Annotated in this window: 10 protein-coding genes and 1 pseudogene; 8 read left to right on the forward strand and 3 right to left on the reverse strand. The window is 44.7% G+C overall.

Features of this window, described 5'->3' with window-relative positions; all coding sequences use genetic code 11:
- Nucleotides 1–43 precede the first annotated feature (43 nt).
- Nucleotides 44–6,388 (reverse strand): T9SS type A sorting domain-containing protein, encoded by a 6,345-nt coding sequence (locus tag AHMF7605_RS29135; protein WP_106933782.1) that lies wholly within the window; start codon nt 6,386–6,388, stop codon nt 44–46.
- An 886-nt stretch (nt 6,389–7,274) separates the two neighbouring features.
- Here AHMF7605_RS29135 and AHMF7605_RS29140 point away from each other — a divergent pair.
- The 5 genes from AHMF7605_RS29140 (at nt 7,275) to AHMF7605_RS29160 (ending at nt 10,734) form a co-directional block, all read left to right on the forward strand.
- Nucleotides 7,275–7,604, forward strand: a complete 330-nt coding sequence (locus AHMF7605_RS29140; protein WP_106933783.1) for a response regulator — start codon at nt 7,275–7,277, stop codon at nt 7,602–7,604.
- A 156-nt stretch (nt 7,605–7,760) separates the two neighbouring features.
- Entirely contained in the window at nt 7,761–8,174 is a 414-nt protein-coding gene (locus AHMF7605_RS29145; protein WP_106933784.1) for a hypothetical protein, read from the forward strand.
- Nucleotides 8,175–8,576: 402 nt separating this feature from the next.
- Nucleotides 8,577–9,710, forward strand: coding sequence for an alpha/beta hydrolase (locus AHMF7605_RS29150; protein ID WP_199200382.1), 1,134 nt, complete (start codon nt 8,577–8,579; stop codon nt 9,708–9,710).
- Between the two features lie 318 nt (nt 9,711–10,028).
- Nucleotides 10,029–10,259: a hypothetical protein gene (locus tag AHMF7605_RS29155; protein ID WP_106933785.1), complete on the forward strand. Its 231-nt coding sequence runs from the start codon at nt 10,029–10,031 to the stop codon at nt 10,257–10,259.
- A gap of 43 nt (nt 10,260–10,302) precedes the next feature.
- Nucleotides 10,303–10,734: a hypothetical protein gene (locus tag AHMF7605_RS29160; protein ID WP_106933786.1), complete on the forward strand. Its 432-nt coding sequence runs from the start codon at nt 10,303–10,305 to the stop codon at nt 10,732–10,734.
- 48 nt (nt 10,735–10,782) lie between these two features.
- Here the strand turns inward: AHMF7605_RS29160 and AHMF7605_RS29165 are convergent, their stop codons facing one another.
- On the reverse strand, nt 10,783–11,382 hold the full coding sequence (locus AHMF7605_RS29165) for a hypothetical protein (RefSeq protein ID WP_146153709.1): 600 nt from the start codon (nt 11,380–11,382) through the stop codon (nt 10,783–10,785).
- Between the two features lie 361 nt (nt 11,383–11,743).
- Nucleotides 11,744–12,810 (reverse strand): annotated as a pseudogene (locus tag AHMF7605_RS30735) (IS3 family transposase); the annotation flags it as partial.
- A gap of 822 nt (nt 12,811–13,632) precedes the next feature.
- Between AHMF7605_RS30735 and AHMF7605_RS29185 the strand changes: the two are divergent.
- The 3 genes from AHMF7605_RS29185 to AHMF7605_RS29195 all read left to right on the forward strand — a co-directional run bounded on the left by AHMF7605_RS29185 (nt 13,633) and on the right by AHMF7605_RS29195 (nt 23,838).
- Nucleotides 13,633–17,205 carry a hypothetical protein gene (locus AHMF7605_RS29185; RefSeq protein ID WP_106933791.1) on the forward strand — a complete coding sequence of 1,191 codons (3,573 nt, stop codon included), beginning with the start codon at nt 13,633–13,635 and terminating at the stop codon, nt 17,203–17,205.
- 756 nt (nt 17,206–17,961) lie between these two features.
- On the forward strand, nt 17,962–22,311 hold the full coding sequence (locus AHMF7605_RS29190; protein ID WP_199200383.1) for a DUF6443 domain-containing protein: 4,350 nt from the start codon (nt 17,962–17,964) through the stop codon (nt 22,309–22,311).
- 36 nt (nt 22,312–22,347) lie between these two features.
- The gene (locus tag AHMF7605_RS29195) at nt 22,348–23,838 is read left to right on the forward strand and encodes a hypothetical protein (protein WP_106933792.1); all 1,491 of its coding nucleotides are present in this window, start codon (nt 22,348–22,350) and stop codon (nt 23,836–23,838) included.
- The last annotated feature ends 12 nt before the right edge of the window (nt 23,839–23,850 follow it).

The raw sequence follows: 23,850 nt of genomic DNA on the forward strand, positions 1-23,850 counted from the left end.
TAATGTAAAAGGTGCCTTTTCAATTTTAAAGTATAGATAGAATTTATTGTTTTACTACCCGTTTGATTGTTTCGAACCTAGAACCTTTGATTTTCAGCAAGTAAATTCCCGTCCGAAATCCGGACAAATCAATACTGGGAATGGTACCTATTTCTAACTGGTGAGTAGCCACTAATCTGCCGTTTATAGTATAGACTTGCACAATAGCTTTGTCGTTACCAACGCCGATAAAGTCTAGCTTAACAATATCCGGGGTAGGATTAGGATAAACTTTTACTTCTACTGGTATCCGAACCGCATTTGATTCGACCACAATAATTTCGCTATATTCGTACTTTCCATTAAAGTCTATTTGCTTTAATCGATAGTAAGTAGTGCCGGACAAACTTTGGGCATCCAGGAAATTATAATCCCTTTGTTGATTCGTCGTACCTGCTCCGGCCACTTGGCCAATAGACTTAAAGTTGATGGCATCTGTGCTTCTCTCCACTAAAAAGTAGGCATTGTTTTTCTCCGAAGCCGTGAACCAGGTTAATACAACCCCTTTTTCCTGCATTTTACCTTCAAATTTTATCAAAGCAACTGGAAGTAAAATAATTAATCCTTCCTGACGGAAAGCATATTCCCCGTTGGAGGCCGTTTGCAAGGAAACACTGTGCCCGCCGTTATCCACGTCAAATAAATCTACCAGGCCATCCAGATCCGTGTCATGGTAGTAGTTACTACCCTTGGTTAGGAAAGCAGGGTAATCCGGAGCCCACTGTAACCAATTAGGAAATCCGGATTCATCCACGTCCGAATTTATATACCATCCTTTGTTATATTCTTCCTCAAAAACCCGGGCGCGTTCAAATAAATCATCAAAAGACTCTCCTTCCGCATTGTCATCAAAAGCTTCCACATAATCTCCGGAGAAATCATCATCACTATCGGTATCCCGGTAATCAGGCAGACCATCACTTTCAATGTCGATGGGAATAATGATTTTCCCACCCGTAGTGCCATCATACCCATCGCTAAGACCGTCAAAATCGCTATCCGATCCTAAACCGTTCACATACGCGTTGGTCGCTTGAGATTCAAAATTATCTAAAATCCCGTCGTTATCAGCGTCAATATCTATAAAGTCACTTACCCCATCATTATCGATGTCAGGATTAAGCAATGCAGAAACATCGCTATCAGGGTTAGTTTCAATGGCATCAGGCATTCCGTTCGCCCCAACGCTGCCGATGAAAATAGCTTTCGCCGCATCATAGATATTATCCGGCGGCACGATTCCCTCATTTGCCTCAATTGCATTGGGGATACCATCCCCATCTTCATCCAGGTCATACCCAGTGATTAAGCCATCTTCATCCAAATCGAAGGCATCATTGATGCCATCAAAATTCCTATCCCGGAAACCACCGTACATAGGATGGTTAAAGTCAATATCTACATAGTTAGGTTTGCCATCTCCGTCTGCGTCACCCCTAGGATCAACATCAAAATTACCTAAGTCCGATATTCCATCGTTGTTGTCATCTAAGTCATCTTCATCAGCAATTCCGTCCTGATCCCAATCGCCTAAGATGGTATAAATAACAGTACTTGTGGAAATACCGCCCAAAGCATCAGTGGTTTCAATAGTTAGGTTGTAAGTACCCGGAACCAAAGAGAATCGGTTATCTATTTCCAGTTCTCCGTCGTTGTCTAAACGAACCCCAGCCGGTAAAGAACCACTAACAATTTTGGCATTTTGAATGGGTCCATCGGGGTCGGTCACTTCCGCCAAATGTTCTCCTGTTTGATAAGCAAACAGGTGCTTATTGGTGTTTAATACTTGATAAGTAGCTTCCCGATCAGGTACGGTAATATGAATTACTGTACTGTTGTTACCATCTTTGGTATTGCCTCCATTGGGATCAAACTCATTAGCAGCATACTTATACCCCAAGCTATTTAGTACACCAATGGCAGCGGGCTGCGCCAACAAGGTCAAATTCTTAGATTCGTTCACGCCCAGATTACCAATGGTCCAAAGGCCGGCCGCCGGATCAATAGTGGTGCCAGGGGCTGGTGTGCCACTACCAGGCACTAATTTTAAGCCGGGGGCTACTCCGGCTGCTATTACTACTCCAGTAGCTACATTTGGACCCAAATTCGTGGCAGTAATGGTCACCAGGTACTGACCACCTACGGCATAGGGTCCTTCCACAATGGAACTGCTTACAGCAATATCGGCCGTGGCCACGCTTTGGATCGTCGCTGCCTGGCTATTGTTATTGGGATTACTGTCGTACTGACCCACTGATGCAATGGAAGCGGTCGTGGTGTACGAAGCAGGAGAAGTTGGTTTTACCGTAAGCACCAAGGTCTGAGTAGTACCAGGCAATAAGTCGGTTCCAAGGTTCCAAATACCGCTCGCTTCGTCGTAGGTTCCTACCGAAGGATCAGCTCCCACTAAACTAAGACCAGCGGGTAGTTTATCCAAGATTAGCACACCTGTGGCCGCGTCAGTACTATTGTTCTTCACGGTTACGGTAAGGATGGTTGTTTCCCCATTGGGGAGCGTTGTCCGAGCAGCGGTATTGGTCACCTGCAGTTCAGCTACTGGTACCACATTTACCAGAGCTACTGCGCGATCATTCTCCGGAACTAAATCCGTTTGATTCTGGGAGAGTTTGGTGCCGCCTAGATTTAAACGGCCGGTAGTATTAGGTTTACCTTTGACCACTAGGGTAATAGTCTCCCCAGCGGCTAATTCGCTCACCAGCCATTCCCCGGTTTGAGAATTATAACCTTTCCCAGGCTCCACGTAGGTAAAATCTATGGTGCCGGTACGGGTATCTCTACCCACCAGATTAGTTGCCTTATCAGGTCCTTTATTGGTTAACCGCATGGTAAAGGTAGCTTCGGTTAATCCTTTATAGAAAATTCCATTCACATCACCGGTTACATCCACCGTTACCGCCACATCCGCCAATTTCTGAACCGTTAGAGAAGTAGAAGCTGAATTGTTAGTAGTATTAGTATCTGCCTCATTAGCCGAGATTTTAGCAGCAGCAAAGGTATAGTCTTTATTACCAGTAGTGGTATTATCCACGTTGGGAGTAACTATTAGAGAGAGTTCCGCTTCGCCGCTAGCAGAAAGGTTCCCTACTGTCCAGGTGGAACCGTCATAGGAACCTATTTGAGGATCTGCCTGCTTTAAAGTAAAACCAGCGGGTACGGGCACATTCACCTTCAGGTCGGTTGCCGCATCTTGGCCCGCGTTTTTTACCCGGACAGTCAGGGTGATTTCCTGACCGGTATAATAAGGTCCCGCTGACTTTAAAACCGACACCTGGATGTCCGCTGTAACTACTCCGGTTCCGGAAGTAATGGTGTTAGAGGCACTATTATTTCCAGTCACATCATCAAATTCGGTGTGCGTTTGGGAGGCAGTAGTTGTGATAACAGCGCTCTGATTGACCGTTGCTGTTAAAGTAAGTGTCGCGGAATTGCCACTGGCTAAGGTGCCAATATTCCACGCCCCGGTGCCGGAGGTATAGGTGCCAGTTGTCGGAACAGCGTTGTTAAAGCTTAAGCTACCAGGCAATTTATCGGTCACCACCAAGTTAGTAGTTGGGCTAGGTCCATTGTTCTTTACTGTCACCGTGTAGGTAATTTGATCTCCATTAGCATAAGTGGTTTTTATCGGAGAGGTAACCACATTGGTGACAGCTACTTCTGCGGTTGGTTTTACGGTAATGGTACTAGTGGCTGCATTATTTAGGCTATTGAAGTCGTATTCGGAATGCGATTGAGAAAGAGTTAAATTAATAGTTCCGGTGGTGGTGGGTGTTGCCGTGAGAGTCAGAGTCTGAGTGTTGCCAGCAGGGATAGTGCCAATATTCCAGGTTCCTGTGCCAGTTCCCAGACCTACTGTTCCAACCGAAGCTGTATAACCGGTAAAACTCAAGCCGGAAGGCAAAGCGCCACTTACGATGACATTCGTCGCATCGTTTGGTCCATTGTTAGTGGCCTGGATAGTATAAGTAATACTCCCATTCTGATTGGGAATAGCATTAGAGACTACATTCGTTACAACCACATCCGCGGCCGGCGCGATCGTGATGGTAGTAGCTGAAGTATTGTTGTTGGAATTATCATCCAATTCATAACCGGTACGGCTACCCAACTCGGCCGTAGTAGTGATGGCGCCTAAAGATGATACTTTGGCTTTCAAGGTCAGGGTTTTTGTTTCATTCAGGGCTAAGGTGCCAACCGCCCAGGCACCAGTGGTAGCGTTATAACCCGCAGGAGCCGTTCCTTCCAGAGTTAGTCCGGTGGGTAGTTTATCCGTAACAATAACTCCGGTTGCCGCATTGGGTCCTAAGTTCTTGGCCGTTATCGCGTAAGTCACTACGTCACCATTATTATAATTGGTTTTATCACTGGTGTTCTTTACTTCTATGTCTGCCGCGGACTGCACGTTGATAGTAGCTACGGCTTTGTCGTTGGTAGCAACATTATCCGCTTCGGTGTGCGTTTGGGTAGCGGTGGCGGAAATAGCACCCAGCACCAAGGGTTTGGCCGTAATGGTTAAGGTTCTGGAAGCACCCATGGCTAAAGAGCCTATGTTCCAAACGCCCGTGCCAGAGTTATAGCTAACATCGGAGGAGCTTATAAATGCTAATTTTGTCAGGTCTAGTTTATCGGTGACTTGGACGTTGCTCGCGGCGACCGGTCCATTATTAGTAACCGTAAGGGTGTAGGTAACCGGTTTTCCGATAATGTAAGGCGCTGGCTCCACGCTATTAGTCACGGCTATATCAGCACTACAATCATAAGTAAAAACCGCCGTTCTACTGGAGGATTCGGTGTGTCCATAGGTCCAGGTATTGACAGTCTTTAAATCTCCCGCAGTGGTCGTGGCAGACCCCCAACGGTGCACCCCAGCCGTAGAAACGATGCCATAAAGTTCCGTTTGAGGAGTTGGGAAAGCCACAGTAGGAAGATTAGAGTCGTCCCAAAATAATAAACCATTGTAATTAGAACCCACAAGTGGCCGAACATCCTGTACCCGGAAACCATCCGCATTGGCCTCCGCATCCCACAAGGGAAAATGAAGGGGAGCACTATTATTGCGGAAGAAAAAGTTAAGGGAGGTATTTTTAGCTACCACTTGGCCTAAACCATTTAAACCATTCCACTCCAGGGTGCGGGTACCTTTGGCACCGGTAGATTCCAGTAATACGTCAGCCGTACCAGCCTGATAACCTTCCACCCCGTTCAGGTTAATCAAAACGAGAAAGGTGCCACTTTCGCTGGTGTTCAGCGCAAATACGGATTTACCCCCATTGGTAGTGGTATTGCAGCTAAAAGAAAGGATAACTGAAAAAGTAGGTGCCGTGGCACTTTGCCAAATCGTAGGATCAGGATTGTTCACGAAATTAAATAATTCCGGATAGTCGGTTTGACTGGTCTGACTTTTTCTTCTTTCGGTAACGGCTGTTCCGCCAGCCGTAGTGGAGCCAAATCGGTTCGTGACAAAGCGAAAGAAGTTCTGGGGGGAGAGACCAGCTAGTTCCACTTTCTTCACAAAGTACCGGTCTGGCTGATCCTCACTGGGAATGAGTGGATACATGTTAAAATCTTTAGAGAAAACATTCTCTGCTCCACCTGCAGAAAATGACCACAGCTTACTCCGCATCCGGCCAGGCTTTTCATCGCCGTTCGCATCAATCACCGTAAAATCCCACAAGTCATAAACGGAAAACCGCCGTGCATCATCTGTCCAGGTGCTTTCGCCTACTTGCGTGAATTCTACATAATAGTCATAGTCTACTGCCGTATTATTGTAAATACTCAGGGGCGTATAGCCATTTGTTACCGTTTTTCCATTTATACTTCTATTAGGTCCATTTTCTGCTTCGGTGGCATTATCAATCACGCCGTTCTGATTGGCTACTAATAACATATCTCTTGTGGAGGTAGTATTAGCAGTGAGGGTGTTAGCTTGTGAAAAGGTAGCATCGTCGACACTGGTGGCGGCATTGGTTCGGCGTAGAGTGATCGTTAGATTGGCTTGATTAGCATTGGTTTGATCATGAATAGCTCGGTGCACCCCATAGAACAGCCTCTCTCCTGCTTTCACACGAATGTACAGCCGGTGATCTTTCGAGTAAGTTGCTCCATTCCGGCTAAAACCGGTGGGCTTAAGGAAACTGAGGGAAGTAATAGCTACGCCGGTCGCACTTGGTAAGTTCGCATCATGTGCTAAATAACCGGCTTTATCATTTAAGGTGCTGGTTAAGGCTGCTGCTGATTTATTCGGAGTTAATTGCTTGGATCCTTCCCCGTACAAGATAAAAGGTAACAACAACCAAGTAAAAATTAGGAAGCGGAATTTTTGAACCATTAACTTGCCTATATTGAATAATTGAAGTCCACCAACTGCAAAACCTGGCTTAAAACTTAAATAATATTAAGTTAGGAACTAATGTTTATTACGCAGTCTCGTCTTAAAAGTACAAAACCAGGCAACTAATTCCAATCATTAAATCTTATCTGGCCAATACTACTCAGGGGGCTTTATACCTATTTTGAAGGGATAAATCTTAACAAATACGATAAATAATTATGAGTAAGTAGAATCAAACTTTACTTAGTTAAAATATTGTTTATTTAAAAAGTAATATTTTATATAAAAATAACAATTAACTTATATAAAAATAACAATTAACATTCAACTAATAGTACTTAAATGATTGACCAATTTAGTGGATCACTTTATTAATTAGAGCTAGGTTAAATAATGTGCATTTGAATACAAGACTGTAGTAGCAATATTATTTAAGTAGAATATTTTACAAGCAACTTTTTAATTTTTGCCTTCAAATATAAAATTTAATGACTTATAAGTGGAGTTATGTTTAATAAACCGCTGTAATCTTAGAAAAACAATCAATTAAGTAACTTGTTGAATCCAGAGCAGGCATAGTTGAAACAGACTGTTAACAAGGAGTCGGCTTGTGAATTTGTTGGATTAGAAAGTAGTACCTTCCTTTTCCAGAAACTCACCCTAGCGTCCTCTTTCCTGCTTAAACTGCCTGATTAGCTGAATTATTCCCCAACCTTTAGAAAAAAGTAAATTACCGTATCCATTAATCTATTGCTATTTGAATAGTAGAATCGTGTAATTCCTAGAACTTACTAGCCGTATAAGCTACTTTGCTGCTGTGTGCTGACCTAACAAGCCTATTTATGATACTTATTGTAGACGATGATGCTACTACCCGTTTTTGATGAAGAGGGTAATCACCAGCGTGGATCAACATAACCAAATCTTAGCCGCCAGCAACGGGCAGGAAGCATTGACCGTGTTAAATCAAGCTTGTTTAGTTAACAACTGTCCCGAGCTCATCCTCCTGGATATCAACATGCCCGTCATGAATGGGTTTGAATTCTTACGGGAATTGCAGAACCTATCTCTAGATGCTGCTGTCTTCAAAATTGCTATTCTTACCTCCTCCAACAATCCGCTTGATTATCTAATGGCCCACAAGTACCCCATCATCGGGTATTTAGAAAAGCCTCTTACCGAAGAAAAGTTTAGAAGCGTAATGGTAGAATAATCTAATAAGAACCTGAGTATAGTTTACTTCTTGGCTTCCGCCAATGCGTATAATCTTGCAGAACTTCGCCCCGATTTCTTATTGGTTGTTTTAAAGTAAATAGGTACACCAGCGGATGGATGGCTAATTCCACCCGTACTACTTTGCCCAACCAATATGATTGTATTTGAAAGTGAAAATTTTGAGTTAGAGTATCATCCCGAATATAAAACGTTAGAATTAAGATGGATCGGCGTTTTAGAGTCTCAGAAATGGGAGATCCTTATTTCGGAATTAATTAAAGTAGCCAATATGTATCAGATAGAAAGTTTGTTATTAGATGCTAGTTACGTGGACATGCAAGAGAGCATGCCGGCCGTGCAGCAGGTGCCGCTACAACAATATTTCAAGGGGATGCGCTTTATTCCCACGCTCACTAAAATTGCCCGCGTGGCCTCGGGTAGCACGGATTACGATAAAGTAGTCCAGGAACAATATGCGGCTTTACTAATCTCTTATAACGGGATAGAATTTAAAAGTTTTGAGCATTACTACCAAGCCATGTATTGGATTACTGGAAAACCTTCCTAACAAAATGTGAAATCAATCGGGCTCTTTCAATTATATTATTAATACCCTTTAAAGAAGTTAGATTATTATCTTAAAATAAGATCAACTTATATTTTGGAATATAACTTTTTTTATACACTGTAACCTTCCGGTTACGATGCTGGTAAAGGCTGCTATTAGACTTTGTTGGATTACAGCTGCCTTTTTGTTTCTCCACTACTTTTGTTTGCAATTACTCACCTTATTGTCTTTCAGTTAATTAGTGCTGAACACCTAATTGCCGTTGACGTTCTTGCGCTGGAAAGTTCCCGGAAAACTTGCTTTCGGGATTCCTTTACTACCCAGGGCGGTACTGATGGTACATTCTCCTTAGTTTAATATAGCAACCTTTTAACTGAATTTTCACCTTTTTAATGCTTCATAATGCACCTTAACCCCAACACCCAACCCCACAAGAACCCTGTTTATTCCTTCATCAATAGATCGCGACTCCTTTATTTTTTAACCATTTTGGGCTTGGTAGTAACTCTTTCGTCTTGCCAGGACGATGATTCGGATACCGGCATTGACCCGAGTAAACCCAAACCCGAGTGGGGACCCACCATTAAACCCGAGATGCAGGCGGTGATCGAAGCCCTGGATAGTTTATCCAAAAGCGTGCCCCTGAATACCCTTACCCCGCAGCAAGCCCGCTTGGCTCCGACGGCTACCGATGCGGTAATGGCCGTGATGAAGAACAACAACATTGCTATGCCGCCTTCCATAGTGGATACCATGGGTTACACCGTACCGGTATCGGGCGGCAGCATTCACGTCCGTAGCTATAAGCCTAAGAATGCTTCTGGCGCTTTGCCCGGGATTGTGTATTACCACGGGGGTGGCTGGGTGATTGCCACTATTAATACTTACGATGCTTCCGCCCGGGCCTTGGCCGAACAAACCAACGCAGTAGTAGTATCAGTAGAGTACCGCAAAGGACCCGAGTTCAAGTATCCAACGGCTCATCAAGATTCCTACGCCGCTTACCAGTGGGTGCTAGCTAACGCGGCCACTTTGGGCATCAACCCGCAGAAAGTAGCGGTAGCGGGCGAGAGTGCCGGCGGGAGCTTAGCTTCGGCCGTTTGCATCATGGCCCGGGATAATGGCGTTCAAATGCCCCTGCACCAATTACTGGTTTACCCAATTGCCGATAACAATACCAATACAACTTCTTATAATCAGTACGCCAATGCCAAGCCTTTGAGTAAAGCTTTGATGCAGTGGTTCTTTACCCAGTACTTCAACACGCCGGCCGATGGGGACAGTCCTTATATCTCCCTGGTAGATGTGGCTAACGTCACGGGTTTACCACCCGCTACGGTGATTAACGCCGAGATTGATCCGTTGCAGAGTGAAGGCCAGGCTTATGCCGCCAAGTTAAAAGGTGCCGGCATTGCGGTAACTTCCAAAGTGTACGAAGGCGTTACACATGAATTCTTCGGCATGGCCACGGTAGTACCGCAGGCCAAGGAGGCCCAGAAATTAGCCACGGACGAGCTCAAGAAAGCGTTGCAATAGATTTGTTATAGATAAAAAATCAACCCCTAGCTCGAGTAATCTGGTTAGGGGTTGTTTGTTTTTAGGGTTCTCATCTTTTTAAAGCCGCAAAGTTAATTATAGCTAGACAAGTCCTTTTCCTACATATTACCCGGCTCCAATAACATTCGGTATTTATTTTATGAGAATAGCTGGTTTGGGAATTCAAAGTTCTATCTCCAAAGTTTTACGAGGTAGTTCTAACTCTAGAATGGGTACTAAGGCGGATACAAATCCGTAGAAAATACCGGCCTTTTGCGCGTATACGCTAGCTGACGGAACTTGATAACAGGCACGTATATGGCAGGATTAATCGATCATATTTTTGAGAATATAGTTATTAAGCAATTAACCCGTACCGATATAGCGGACTATGTCCGCTATATCTCAGAAATCTTGCAGCAGAATCTGACGCTCGATCAGAAAGTGCGCTACCAACAATTAAAGGTGCAGCTAAATCAAAGGTTACGAACCTTGAACCAAGAAGAATTTACCGAAATACTCCGTCCCATCCATAAAACCAAGGACTAACCCGCAAGAACATAAGGATACCTTTACCGTATACGCCAGCACTATGATCTTATTTGACAACGGTCATTTTCTGCTGGATTATGATTCGTCTACTGACACCTTATTTGTGACTTTACCCGATATGCAAACCCCGGCCTTAAGCCAGGCCGAGCTTTGTTTTGAGATCATGGTGGATCACGTGCGTAATTATAACATCCACCACTTACTGCTAGACTCCAGCCAGGCCGTCGTGGAAGTGGCCGAACCCGAATACCACGACCTGATTTACCGTGTTTCTCTGCAGCTGCAAAAAACGAATCTGCGTAAAGTGGCGCGCCTGGTTAGCGCGACGACCCCGTTGGAGGCAATGGCCCGGCGGGTGCAACAAGACGTACTCAGCAGTGAAGCACCAACCTATTTAATTCAGAACTTCACGGATCGCGAGCAAGCACTCACCTGGTTAACCGGGAAGCCTTTTCGTACGACAATCAGGTAAAGCTTGCCAGGCTGGTAGCTTTTGCCTATTTGCATCTCCTGAAATTGGCTAATACCCTCCCAATACGGTGGTAAACACCTTGTTGGGAGATGCTTGGGGGAAAAGTTGCCCGGCCCGTTGTATTTCGGCTGCGTAGTCCGGGGCTAAGACGCGCAAGTGTCGTCCTTCTTCGCCCAACTGATAATCCCACAAACCGCTGTTGTGCCAATGATCGTCGTTTTCCCAATCCGAACGATCCAGGATGGGATACAGGCAAACGCCCAGCAAGGGAATCTGCTGACTAAGCACTTGTTGTACTTCACGGGTGATCATGCGCATCCAGGCCGGTCGGTTCCCGCCGTAGTGGCTGGTCTCGCTGATGATCATTGGTCGCTGGTAGCGCTTATACACCTGCTGAATCAAACGGTGTAGGGGTACCCAATCCGGATCCGGTGTTTCCTCGTGCCAGGAAACGTAGGCTCCCCGGCAAAACCACTGGTTATCGTGGTAGAAGTTGCAGCCGATAATATCCAGGTATTTGGCAGCGCCGCCCAGTTCCGGGTGGCGCCATCCCGCCATGATGTTGTAGGCTTCGAATTGAGTGGCGTGATCCGAAAGGGCAGTTTCCGCTAGCTCCGGACGATCTCGCGGCACCGCCACGTGAATCAAGGGCTCGACGTGGACAAAACGCGCCTGGGGGCTAACTTCCCAGATGGCATCCATGCTGGCCAGCGCCGCGCGTACTAGTTGCAGCTTCATTTCGTAACCCCGGTCTTTGGCGTAGGGGTAAACGGTGCCTACCTCCCCGCCGACCCAACAGAAGTAAGAGATCTCGTTAACGGGCGTGAAGAAAGGCGGCCCATCCGTGTAGGGGTTTAGAAAAGCAGCCGCTGCCTGGCTGAAAGCGGCGAAGCGGGTAACAAAAGCGGAGCTAAAAATATCTAAGTCATCGTGTCGGCTTCCCGTTTTCAGAACTGGTTAAAAGTATAAAAATAGTTTAAGTTGATAAAAGTTGTTCCCGTTGTTTTTTCTTCGCAAACTCAATGGGAGAGAGTCCACCTAAAGCATCATGTGGTCTTTTATAGTTGTAATCCTCTAACCAAGTAGAAGTAATTTCCCGGACTTCCTGGAGGTTGTCCAACAAGTAAGCATCCAGTACATGCCGGCGGAAAGTACCATTAAACCGTTCTACAAAGGCATTCTGGGTTGGTTTACCGGGCTGAATGAAGATAAATTCTATCTCTTGCATCTGGCTCCACTCGGCCATGAGCGTGGTCACGAACTCGGGCCCGTTATCCATTCTAATCCGCTTTGGTTTTTCCCGGCGCTGGATTAAATGATTGAGCACCCAAACTACCCGATTGCTCTTTAGGGAATAATCTACCTCGATATGCAGCGCTTCCCGGTTATAATCATCCAGCACATGAAAAGAACGGAACTTTCTCCCGTTCATTAGGGCATCACTCATGAAGTCAATCGACCAAGTATGGTTTATCTCTTTCGGCACCTGTAAAGGCTGTTGAATACGCGCCGGTAATCGCTTTTTGGCTTTGCGCCGCAGGTTTAAACCCAGGGCGGTGTAGAGCCGATGTACCCGTTTATGATTTCACGGCTGTCCTTCTTGGCGCAACCGCCTATAAACTTTCCAGAACCCTTCTCGGGGGTACTGCTCGGCTTTCTGCTGTAAAGCCTCTTTCACCACTCGATCCTCTTGGTACGATTGATAATAGTACACTGACTTACTCAAGTTTAACACCCGACACGCCCTGTTAATGCCGGCTTGAGGCTGTTGAAGTACTTCCTGCACGATCTGTCGCTTCTGACAGGGCTTTAAAGCTTTTTTTCGATAATCTCCTTGGCTAGCTTTAGATCCAGGGCTAGTTCGGCGTACATGGCTTTCAGCCGCCGGTTCTCTTCTTCTAAGTCCTTAAGTCGTTTGAGTTCGGTGGCATCCACGCCATTGTAACGTGGCCGCCATTTGTAAAAAGCCCCTTGGCTCACACCATGCTCCCGGCTTATCTCGGCGGCGCTTTTGCCTTCCTCAAACTCTTTGAGGATTTTGGCAATCTGTTGCGAAGGGAAGGTTTTTCTTTTCATAAGCACTGTTCTAAGTTAAGATTTTTTCTCTTCCTAAACAGTTCTATTTTCAGGGAAGCTTACATTTCTTGTAAAGAACTTTTTATAATAATTGTCCTAAATAACTTTATAACTTTTGCCAAGATTGTAGATTCACAGGTATGCAATCATTTACTCCGTTCTGTTTACCGATAAGCTGCCCTTGAAAATACGAATGCAAATAGCTAAAATTAAGATATAATTGAGGTAGAAGAACTATTAAGATAAAAATTATAATTGCATTAGTAATATTACTGTTAAGTCTTTAATTTAGACAAAAACTTAACCTAAAGGATAGTTTTCTTTTTGGAAAATTAATTATTGTCCTGTAAGAGAATTAACTTTTTTATATTTTATTTATTTTCGCTACTCACCGTTGTCCTTATTAGGGCGTTTTCTTACTTACTCTCCCACGATATAGGATGTCCAATCCTCTAGAATGTTCCTATTTATTTTAGGATTCTCCTTGTAGCAACATAAAATTTAATTGAAGTTTATTAGGCTCCCTTGAAAGGTAATTAAGCATGTTTTGGTTTGGGTGTTAACAATGAAAACCCCAAGGTGCCTTCCAGATTGCATTTGTAATTGGCTTTACTATACAAATGTTATATTCCTTGATCTTAGTAGGCATTATTTAATCTGCTAATAATCTGCTAAAAATATAGATAAAGCAATGAGCAAATCTAATAGCTTTTAAGTTACAGCCTTCTCAATTGAATTTTGAAAGAAAGTAGAATCTATTCAGAAAGATCTATTCAGAAATTCTAGCATATGGACCTTAAAATTACTTAATCTAAAAAGTTTATGTACTTCACTATTGGAACTACCCTAAGTTTTAGTATGCCAACTAAGCAAATAGATTTCTCTGAATCAGCAGCCTTTCTAATCGAAATACTATTTCTATTAATATTATTAAATCATCCTATTGCTGTTTCAGCGCAACCTTCACAAGTCAAAGAACCCTTTCATGTCAATCTGATTCCCCCATCGCCGGAGGCGGCGGCGTTGGCCAAGTATGCGGATATACCGGTTAGCTTGTATTCAGGAACCCCTCAAATCACTATTCCTCTTTATGAAGTGAAAGAACGGGAACTCTCGCTTCCCATTTCCTTGAATTATCATGCATCCGGAAATAAAGTGGGTACCATTGCCCCAAGAACCGGCTTGGGCTGGATTTTGGAAGCTTCCGGCGTGATCACCCGCACTGTGAGAGGCTGGCCCGACGAGTACGGTAAAAGAGGCTTTTTATATCAGGCCACACAACATCAAATCTCTGATTTCACCCCAGGAATCCTTCCGGCAGAGCAGCAATACCCCTGGATTAATGCGATAGCTGAAGGGTGCATAGATATTGAACCGGACATTTTCTATTTCAACTTCGCCGGCTACACGGGTAAGTTCATGTTCAACTGGGATGGAGAAATTGAAGTTGCCTCCAGCAGCAAGTTGAAAATTACCCCCAGGTATAAGAAACAGGGTACTTTAGACATCATAGGTGGCTGGGAGGTGGTAGGGGAAAACGGAACTGCCTATAGCTTTGCTTTTACGGATTATGAAACGACGCAAGTAACTTCTAACCCAACGATCAGTTGCAGCCTGACTCTCAACGATGGCAAAATACCCCAAAGCTGGTATCTTTCTCAGATCAGTTCGGCCACTATCCGAGAAAGAAACAAGAGCTGGATTCGCTTTACCTATGAGCCCTATGAGCAAAGAACCAAAACTTGGTCGATGGAAACGCAGATGCATTCTTATTCGCTTGCTCCTGCAACCGTTAAGAGGGAATTATTAACGTTAACTCTTCGGGGAAAACACTTAAGTCGCATTACCACATCTTCTGGGCAAACCACCATTGAGTTTTTAAAAGGCGATCGGCGCACCGATGTGGAGGGAGAATTGTATACGCTGGGAAAAGTGCTGGTCACAAATAACCGAGGGCGAACCATCAGAGACTGGAGATTTGAGTATAGCTCCGATAAGATATTGATGCTTAAACAAATCACGGAGTGGGGTGGTTCGTTTGCCAAACCACCATATATCTTTTCCTATGTTGGCGGCGGTTCGCTTGACCCATTGTCATATAGACAGGATCATTGGGGATTTGCCAATGAAAACAGTGCCCAAACGCTGATACCAGCCACGACTACGTATAAGCCTTATCCCCCGACACGAGATCCTAATCGGTATGATTTGCCAGGTGCAAACCGGGAACCTTCTAAGAATGGGGTACTGACGGGTATGTTAACCGAGATCCAGTATCCAACTGGAGGCCGGGACGTATTGGAGTTTGAACCTCATGATTACAGTTTCCAACAGCAACAGGAATTGATTACGGAAATAACCATTCCAAGGCATTATGATGGATCGGCACCCAATGGCCAGGGGAAGGTCGGTTCCGTATCTACGTTTGAAAAGGAATTTACACTCCCCTACCCAACGTCAATCAGCCTTACTGCGGAGTTTACGTATAGAATGCACTTCGGAGGTGGCACCTACCCAATCTCTGCATATGTAATCAATAAAAAAACGAAAGAACGAGTTGGATGGTCTCCAGGTGGCAGTGCTCATCAAGACCCAAATGGCGAGTGGATTCCTGAAATAATACAACATTCTAAAATATATGATCTACTTGCCGGAGATTATTCCTTTGTGGTGAGCGCCCGAATTTCACCCGAACTCCTTGGTGGTCAGAATTCCGTATGGGCAACGGTTAATTATCAGGAAGGTACCAGGCGTTTCTTTACGGAGATTAGACAGGGAGGAGGAATCCGGATTGCCCGACTCACCCGTCAATACGGCAATGGCAATCCTGATAAAGTGACTCGGTACACTTACCGGATTACAGAAGACAATCAGGAGAAATCTTCCGGTTCATTGCTGGAATCGCGGTTTAAGTACGATTATTGGACACGCTATGTGGAGCCGATTGGAAATGAGGGAACTGTTCAAACAGTCCAAAAATTCTTCCGCTTTTCTCAAAATCGGACTACATTTGGCACCACTCAGGGAAGCCATGTGGGTTACAGTTCGGTCACGGTGTGGCAAGGGGAAAATGGTGAAAACGGCAGGACGGTGTATACTTACACTTCTCCCCGCCAAGTAGGCGACTTCTCGCTTTTAGAGTTGCCCTTTCCCCCAGCATCCAGTTATGATTATAAAAGGGGGCTGCTACAGGATCAAACCGAGTTTGACCAGAAGGGGGCTCTCTTGAGAAGGATCCAACACGAGTATGCCTTCCGGGAGAAAAAAATACCAGCCATTAAGGTGGGTTGGGCCGTTCCTGGAACCGGTCGTACTGGACCGGATATGATGGCTCGGTATGCGCTGGGTAATTACGAAAATATCTTGGGCTATAGCCGCTTGAAAAATAACCGGGAAACCACCTATTATCCTGCTAATTCCGGAAGCATCTCACTTCAAACCACCCAGGTCAATACATACAATGAAAACACCCATAAACAGTTAGTAAAGTCCGTCCAAACGGACAGTGAGAATGATTCTCTGATCACTCAGCTTACTTATCCGGAAGATTACCGGGCAGGTACCAGTGCTATACTTGATGCAATGCGTAATCGCCATATGGCCAATTCCGTAGTGGAAAAGCTCGTCTGGAAGAAAAACACCGCGGCCCAGGTTTCCCTTTTGTCTGCCCTCAAGACCACTTTTCAATTCCACGATGGAAGGATCCTTCCATCCTCGGTGCTTGGAGCACGCATCAGTGATCCAATTATAACGGGTAATCCCTACCGAACCGCCCAAGGCTTGTACGAAGAAAGGCTGATCTATCACCGCTACGACACCTACGGCAACCTCCTTGAGCATTCCATGAAAGACGGCATGCATACTTCCTACCTCTGGGGAGAGAACGGAACCGTAGTGATTGCCAAGGTGGACCACGCCAAAGCCCAACAACTATACCACACTAGCTTTGAAGAAGATCTCCAAGCGACTACCCTTCAGCATAAAACCGGCAGGAAATCCAGATCGATCACCGGAGCTTATACCATCCCAACCGCAAACCGACCAACCGAAAAAGGGAACTATGTACTCACCTATTGGTTGAAGCAAGGCTCAGGAGGGTGGGTGTATAAGGAAAAGAGCATTGCGAGTTATATTCCTGGCAATTCAATTGCAACCGAAACAATCAACGGTTATCTGGATGAAGTCCGATTGTACCCTAAAGGAGCCAAGATGACTACTTTTACCTATGAACCCCTGGTCGGTATCACCTCAGTGACGGATGCCAATAATGTGACGGTGCACTACGAATATGATGCCTTCAACCGCCTGAAATGCAAACGCGATCAGGATGGTAACCTTCTGGAATGCTATGACTATGTCTTTCAGGAAGAGGTGCACTATGCCATTCAGGATTAATTTAACTCAAGCCATTAAACGATTTCCATGAAGTCAGGCCAATCTCTTGTGCTACTAATAACGATGTTGCTGGTAGGTGCACTGATAAAACCGTTACAGGCAAAACCCACCGAAGCTTTGTTTGCTCCATCCATCAGTATTACCAGTGGTCCAACGGTCCGCATTCCGGGAATTACCACGGCCACCGTTCTTCTACTAAGCGGCTACAATACCAATTTCCCAGTGCGATGGCTGCGCAACGGCGGAGCAGCAGGTAGCGGGCCAACTTGTAGCGTAACTCAGGCAGGCACCTATTCAGCCGAAGTGAACTTTAGCACCAACCCTAACAATCCCTTTTGGAGGCATGTTGCTTCGTTCACGGTGTCAGCCTTATCCCACAATATTAGCATAAACGGTCCGGCTATCCTGGATCCCAATGCAAGGACCCGGCTGTGTGTCACCTCTAATGCCGACGCCTACATGACTGAACGGAGATGGTTTATGAATGGCGTGGATGAGAACCGGTCCACCACAAAGACATGCCGGCCGGCAGTCGTTCCGGCAGAGTACAGCATGGAGGTGACTTACCAGTTTGGCAGCCAAAGCAGCACCCTGACTATTGCAGCAGTAACCATTCACCCAGCTACCCAGGCTCCTACTGTACGCGTTTCCAAGACGGCCTACGATCCTGTATCCGATGCCCCTGTTTTTAAAGTCAGCAATTTCAGCACCTTCAGCGATGTCACCTGGTATCGGAATGGGCAGCTTGTCCGTCCAATGACCACCGACACCTTTACCGTTTCGAGTCCGGGCCGGTATCTAGCTTTGGCTACCTATTCCGGGCTGCAAGTTTATTCGGGTGAAATCGCGATCACCAAAGGCTTCATCCCCCAACCTAATATCTCTTCGGACAACGGGAGTTTTGTGCTTACCTACCAGGATCCTCAGCTGAGGTTATCTGTTCGGGATAATTACAAGGCGGGTTATACCTGGTACCTTGATAACCAGGTGATGGAAGGAATGAACCAGTATTACATCGATGTCTCCCAACCCGGCAATTACCAAGTAACCGCCTGCGCCACCCATCCTGATGGTGAAACTGAGTGCCAGACCTCAGCCCAGCAAAATATTACCGGGGAAATCTTAAAGGTAAACTATGTAAAGCAACAACGAATGCGGGTGGAAGGTATTCAAAGTGTGTCGCAGCTGGAAGGTCGGCCGAAAGAACAATTCAGCGTTTCCACCACTTACGCGGATGGCTTTGCCCGTTCGCTGCAGACAGTGCAGCAGGCGGCTTCACCCAAGGGAAAGGATGCCGTTGCTTTTTTGTCTTATGATGCCTTTGGCAGGGAGCCTAAAAAATACCTTCCTTTTGTCCGAAAACAGAAAGATGGCAAATACTATCACCTGAAGGCTTCTAATCCTGTAGCACTCAATGAATTTTACCAAGGCAACAATGACCAGATAGCCAACACTCGGTATCCTTTTTCTGAAACTGAGTACGAATCCTCCCCGCTCAACCGGGTGGTGGAACAAGGCGCCCCGGGGGAAGACTGGCGGTTGGCGGGCGGGCACACCACCAAGCAGCAGTATAAGACTAATCAAACTTCCGATAACGTACGAATCTGGAAGAAAAGTGCAGTTGGCCTTTCTTCAACGACTTCCTACGCCGCTGGTATGCTAGAAGTTAACCAAACGACTGATGAGCACAGCCAGACTGCTTACACATTCACGGATAAAACAGCACGAATGGTATTATCAGAGAGCCCGGGTGAAAATGGCGAGCGGTTGCGCACGTATTACGTCTACAATGACCTGGGTATGCTCTGTTTCGTTATTCCTCCCAAAACTGTAAAATCCTTAGGTAATGCGGCTACCCTGACCATTAACGAGTTAACATTGCAGAGGGAATGTTTTTACTATCAATATGATGAGCGAGGCCGGTTGATAGTCAAACACGTGCCAGGCGCTGCTCCCGTATTTTTTGTGTACGATTTATGGGATCGACCGGTGTTGTCACAGGATGGCAACCAACGTGCTCATGGCAAGTGGAGCTTTACCAAATACGATGCTTTAGACCGGGTAGTGCTGAAGGGAGAAATAACCCATGCCGGAAATCAGGCATCAATGGTCCAAGCGGTAATGAATTTTTATTCCAAGATAAGCCAGAACCCCTCTCTCCGTTATGAGGACCGAGGGAAAGCCGTACATGGATATACTAACCGTTCGTATCCGGTCCTTACCCATGAGTTGGAGGTAAATACGGTAAATTATTACGATAACTATGATTTTCTTTCCTCCCCCTATCAATTTGTGCCAGAGCCAACACTTAGCTTAACGGCGGCCTTTATCCGCGTCCAAGGCCTGGTGACTGGCGTGAAGAATCGTGTTTTAGGAACAAAACAATACCTAACCAGCGTCAATTATTATGATAAACGCTACCGGCTCGTGCAAGTAATCTCGGATAATCACTTGAAAGGAATGGACCGAACCAGTAGTCAGTACAATTTTACTGGAAAGGTTACCAAAGAAAAACACGTTCACAAAGCCAAGGAGCAAGTTAGCATTACTAAGGAATATAAATATGACCACCAAGACCGGTTGCTAAAAGTGTATCACCAAGTGAACAATGAGTCAAAGATCTTAATTGCTGATCATCACTATAATGAACTAGGAGAACTCACCCAAAAGAACCTGCATGTTGAATCTAATGGTAAGCCTTGGCAATCGCTGGATTACCTATACAATATCAGGGGGTGGTTGTCCACGATGAATAAACCGATTACAAAATCGGGTGCCTTGTACAATGATTTTTATGCTTTCAAATTATACTATAATGATCCCAGCACAGAATTACATAACGTTCGTCAATTTAATGGAAATGTGAGTGCCTTTAAGGAGGAAAGACCTTATGAGATAGAAGATTCGGGTAGTGCAGTGAGAGGCGGTTATTCCTATACTTATGATCCGGCCAACCAACTCAAAATGGCCATCTATTCCCGACCCTCCAATCCCTCCCTGAACGGAACCTACAACGAAGCAATTACCTATGACCAAAATGGAAATATCTCAACGCTCAATCGGAAAGGCCCCATTGAAGGGATAACCCAAACCATCGACGACTTGGAGTACCATTATGCGGGCAATCAGTTAGTAGGGGTAAAAGACCGGGGGAACGTGAAAGAAGGTTTTAAAGATCGGGGCCAAACCACGGATTATACCTATGATGCCAATGGCAACCTGATCAGTGATTCCAACAAGAAGATTGCTTCCATTCATTATAATATATTGAATCTTCCGGACACCATTACCTTTACTGATGGCCGTGCCATGGTGTACACCTATGATATTTCCGGCAGGAAGCTTAAGCAGCAAGTGGTAGCTGCCAATGGCTCGGTTAAATTGGAAAGGGACTATGTAAGTAGTTTCCTCTATCTCGATGATACGCTGCAGGAAATTCAACATCCGGAAGGAAGAATAGTACATCAGGTTCCTGGTAGGTCCTCCTCCGGATGGGAATACCAGTATCACTTAAAAGACCATTTAGGTAATGTAAAAACCACTTTTACCACTGCCCCCCAACAGGAGATCTACCGGGCGAGCTTAGAAGAGGCAACGAATGCTGCTGAAGCAGCCCAGTTTAATCCTACTTATGACCGGGCGGTGCGGTATACTTCTTCGCTGTATAATCATACGCAAAGTGGCGTTAGATCGCAGCGGCTAAGCGGGGCTAATGAAAAAGAGGTTATTGGATTGGCAAAATCGCTTCAGGTGATGCCGGGCGATACCATCAACATGGAAGTTTATGCTAAGTATTTTACGCCAACCTCTAAAAGTACGAATGTACAAAGGTTCATAGTGGCAGCCATAAGCAGTGCCTTTGGGCTCTCGGCGAGTACCATTGGCGAAGCAGGAATGGCCTATCAAAGCCTGACCGCTCTCCATGGTGCCGGGCTACTGCTTCATTCAGATGAGGAAACTGATAAAGCCGCGCCCAAAGCCTATTTAAACTATATTTTGTTTGATCAGGATTTTATACCCTACGATTTGGGCTTTGATCAGGTAAGCACTCAAGCCCTGGAGACTGGAAAGAACACACCCCACGAGAAGCTGGGTTTGCAAGCGATAATCAAACGTCCCGGCTATATTTATATGTATCTTAGCAATGAAAATGCTACCATTACCGATGTTTTCTTCGATGACCTTCAGATTACCCACAAGCATTCCCCGCTGATTGCCACCACGGACTATTATCCTTTCGGAAGGATTGCCCAGCAATTCAGCCGGGAAAGGATAGTAGAGCAGCGCTTGAAATATAACGGCAAGGAATTTCAAAAGGAGGAAGGCCTCGACTGGTATGACTACGGCGCGAGGATGTATGATGCGAACTTGGGAAGATGGCACATGGTGGACCCCATAGCCGAAAAGTACTATGCTTGGTCACCTTATAACTACGTATTGAATAACCCGCTCAAATTTATTGACTCGGATGGGAGAGAGCCAATAATTGTTGAACAGCATACTGAAATGAAATTTTTAGAATTTTCCTTTGGAAGCGATGCAGTAATTCAGGGAAGTCAGCTTAAAAATGATAAAGGCTTTAGTGCCACACTTATTGAGATTAGATCCACCCTGGCAGAGGTTTCGTTTGAAGGCGAAAAGAAAGTTCAAGGAGAAGGGTATGAACTAGGCGTTGGTGGCAAATTAGTATTCAACTCTCTTGCAGGCAATGCAGAAGCAGGCGTTAAAGATGGATCACTGGTCCTGGGTGCGGGTGCCGAAGCAGGAACAGTGGGAGTGGAAGGAGAAGCCTGCCTATTATTTGTCTGTGTTGGTGGGGAAGCTTCTTTTGGTCCCCAACTGGGTGCAGAAGTAGCCATAGGGGAGAAGACAAAAGTAGGGGCTCAGCTCGGTATAGGCGGAGCTGCGGCATCGGTGAGATTTGTGAAGCCCCCTCCAATAATTTCTAATGATTATATGAATCGCATCAATCCAACCCCTAAACTACTCTCTGATGATCCGATTCCAATGCCTTCGCGCTTATCGTCAATAAAAATGGATGCAAAAGAGTACTCTCCTAAATTTAATGAATTAATCAAGTCAATTTATGATATGGTGCCATTTTAAACTTTGGAATAAACCACAGAACTAACCTAATAATATATGAAAAAAATTATTAGTGGATTAATTGTATCCCTACTGGCAGCTGTATCTGCACCCGCACAGATTAATTCTGACAAATTGCAAAACAAATATGTCTTAGCGGATCATATCACCAATTTGGTATCAAATCAGTGGGCAAAGGATTCTCAGACCATCGAATCTTGGTCAAATAGCTTAAAGCACACAATCAATAAACAATTAATTATGGATGAGTTGGCTATCCGATACACAATAGATAGCCTGCAAGCACTTCAGTTACCAACCGATAAGTTTACCCTGCAATTGACCAGCTTGACTTACAAAAAAGAGTCCTTGTTGTCAGAAGTAACTGCAAAGAAAGACGATCTGGCTCAAAAAACTAAAAGCAGACTACAGGAATGGCAAAATACCATTAAAGCTAATTCAGGACTTAATTCACTTGAACACCCTACCCGAGTGAACATTCCTGCTATAAATCAATCTTGTATTCCACCTGAGTTACCTAACCTAAATCATCCATTCGTACAATCCATGTCAAATATTTCTCTTCCCGCATTACCCGTACTTTCAGCGGGAGACTTTCAACAGGTGGAACTTTCCCCTGATCTTTCCTTCATCCACAAATCACTCCCATTCAAAGATGTTGAAGGACTTAAGCATATTCAGAGGAAATTTGGCAGCCTGAAAGACGGGGTATCTCAGTTAACCTCCTTTACAAAGAATTCCGATAATCCCATCAACACAGCCTTTGAGAATATTATTCAATTAAGCGGTTTTCAGGAAAAAATTGAAGCAGCAGAGAATATGCCTCTAAATGACTTCCTAATAAGAGCCGAACAAATGGAAGATCCAAAAGCCCTAAAAGAATCAGCTCAAAAAGAAATTATAAAGGAAGCGTTTAATCATTTCAAGGGAAGAGAAGAACGATTGAATCAGGCTATAGAAAAAATGGCTAAATACAAGCAAAAATTTTCTTCTGTGAATAGTATCCAGGAGATTCCAAAGATAAGTAATGGCAAATCCCTTAACGAACATTTATTTCTCGGAATAGCCTTTCAAATTCAGCGAAAAAATTACCTTTCATTAGATTTCAATCCCTACCTTGGATATCGCTTTACAAACCGTCTTACTACTGGTCTAGGCTGGAATCAAAGATTTGCTTTTAATAACTGGACCCAAACTAGCCAAAAAGGTGAAATTTATGGCCCAAGAGCTTATACCGAATTCAAAGTTTGGAAAGGCTTTTCTCCACGCTTAGAAGTTGAATACATGAAGTACTTAATACCTCCTAGTTTTTTAAATACCCCCTTTGAAAATTACAAGCGTGAATGGATTTTTGGCAGTAAGATTGGAATAAAAAAAGAATATCCATTTAGAAGAAATATAAAAGGTACTGTTATAGTAATGTTCAAATTCACCAATTCAAACCAGAATTACTCAGACCATAATATCTGGAATATGCGATTTGGTTTGGAATTTCCAATACAGAAGAAAAAAGTTAGTAATAATTAACTTAAGTTGCGA

Source organism: Adhaeribacter arboris (genome assembly GCF_003023845.1).
Classification (GTDB): domain Bacteria; phylum Bacteroidota; class Bacteroidia; order Cytophagales; family Hymenobacteraceae; genus Adhaeribacter; species Adhaeribacter arboris.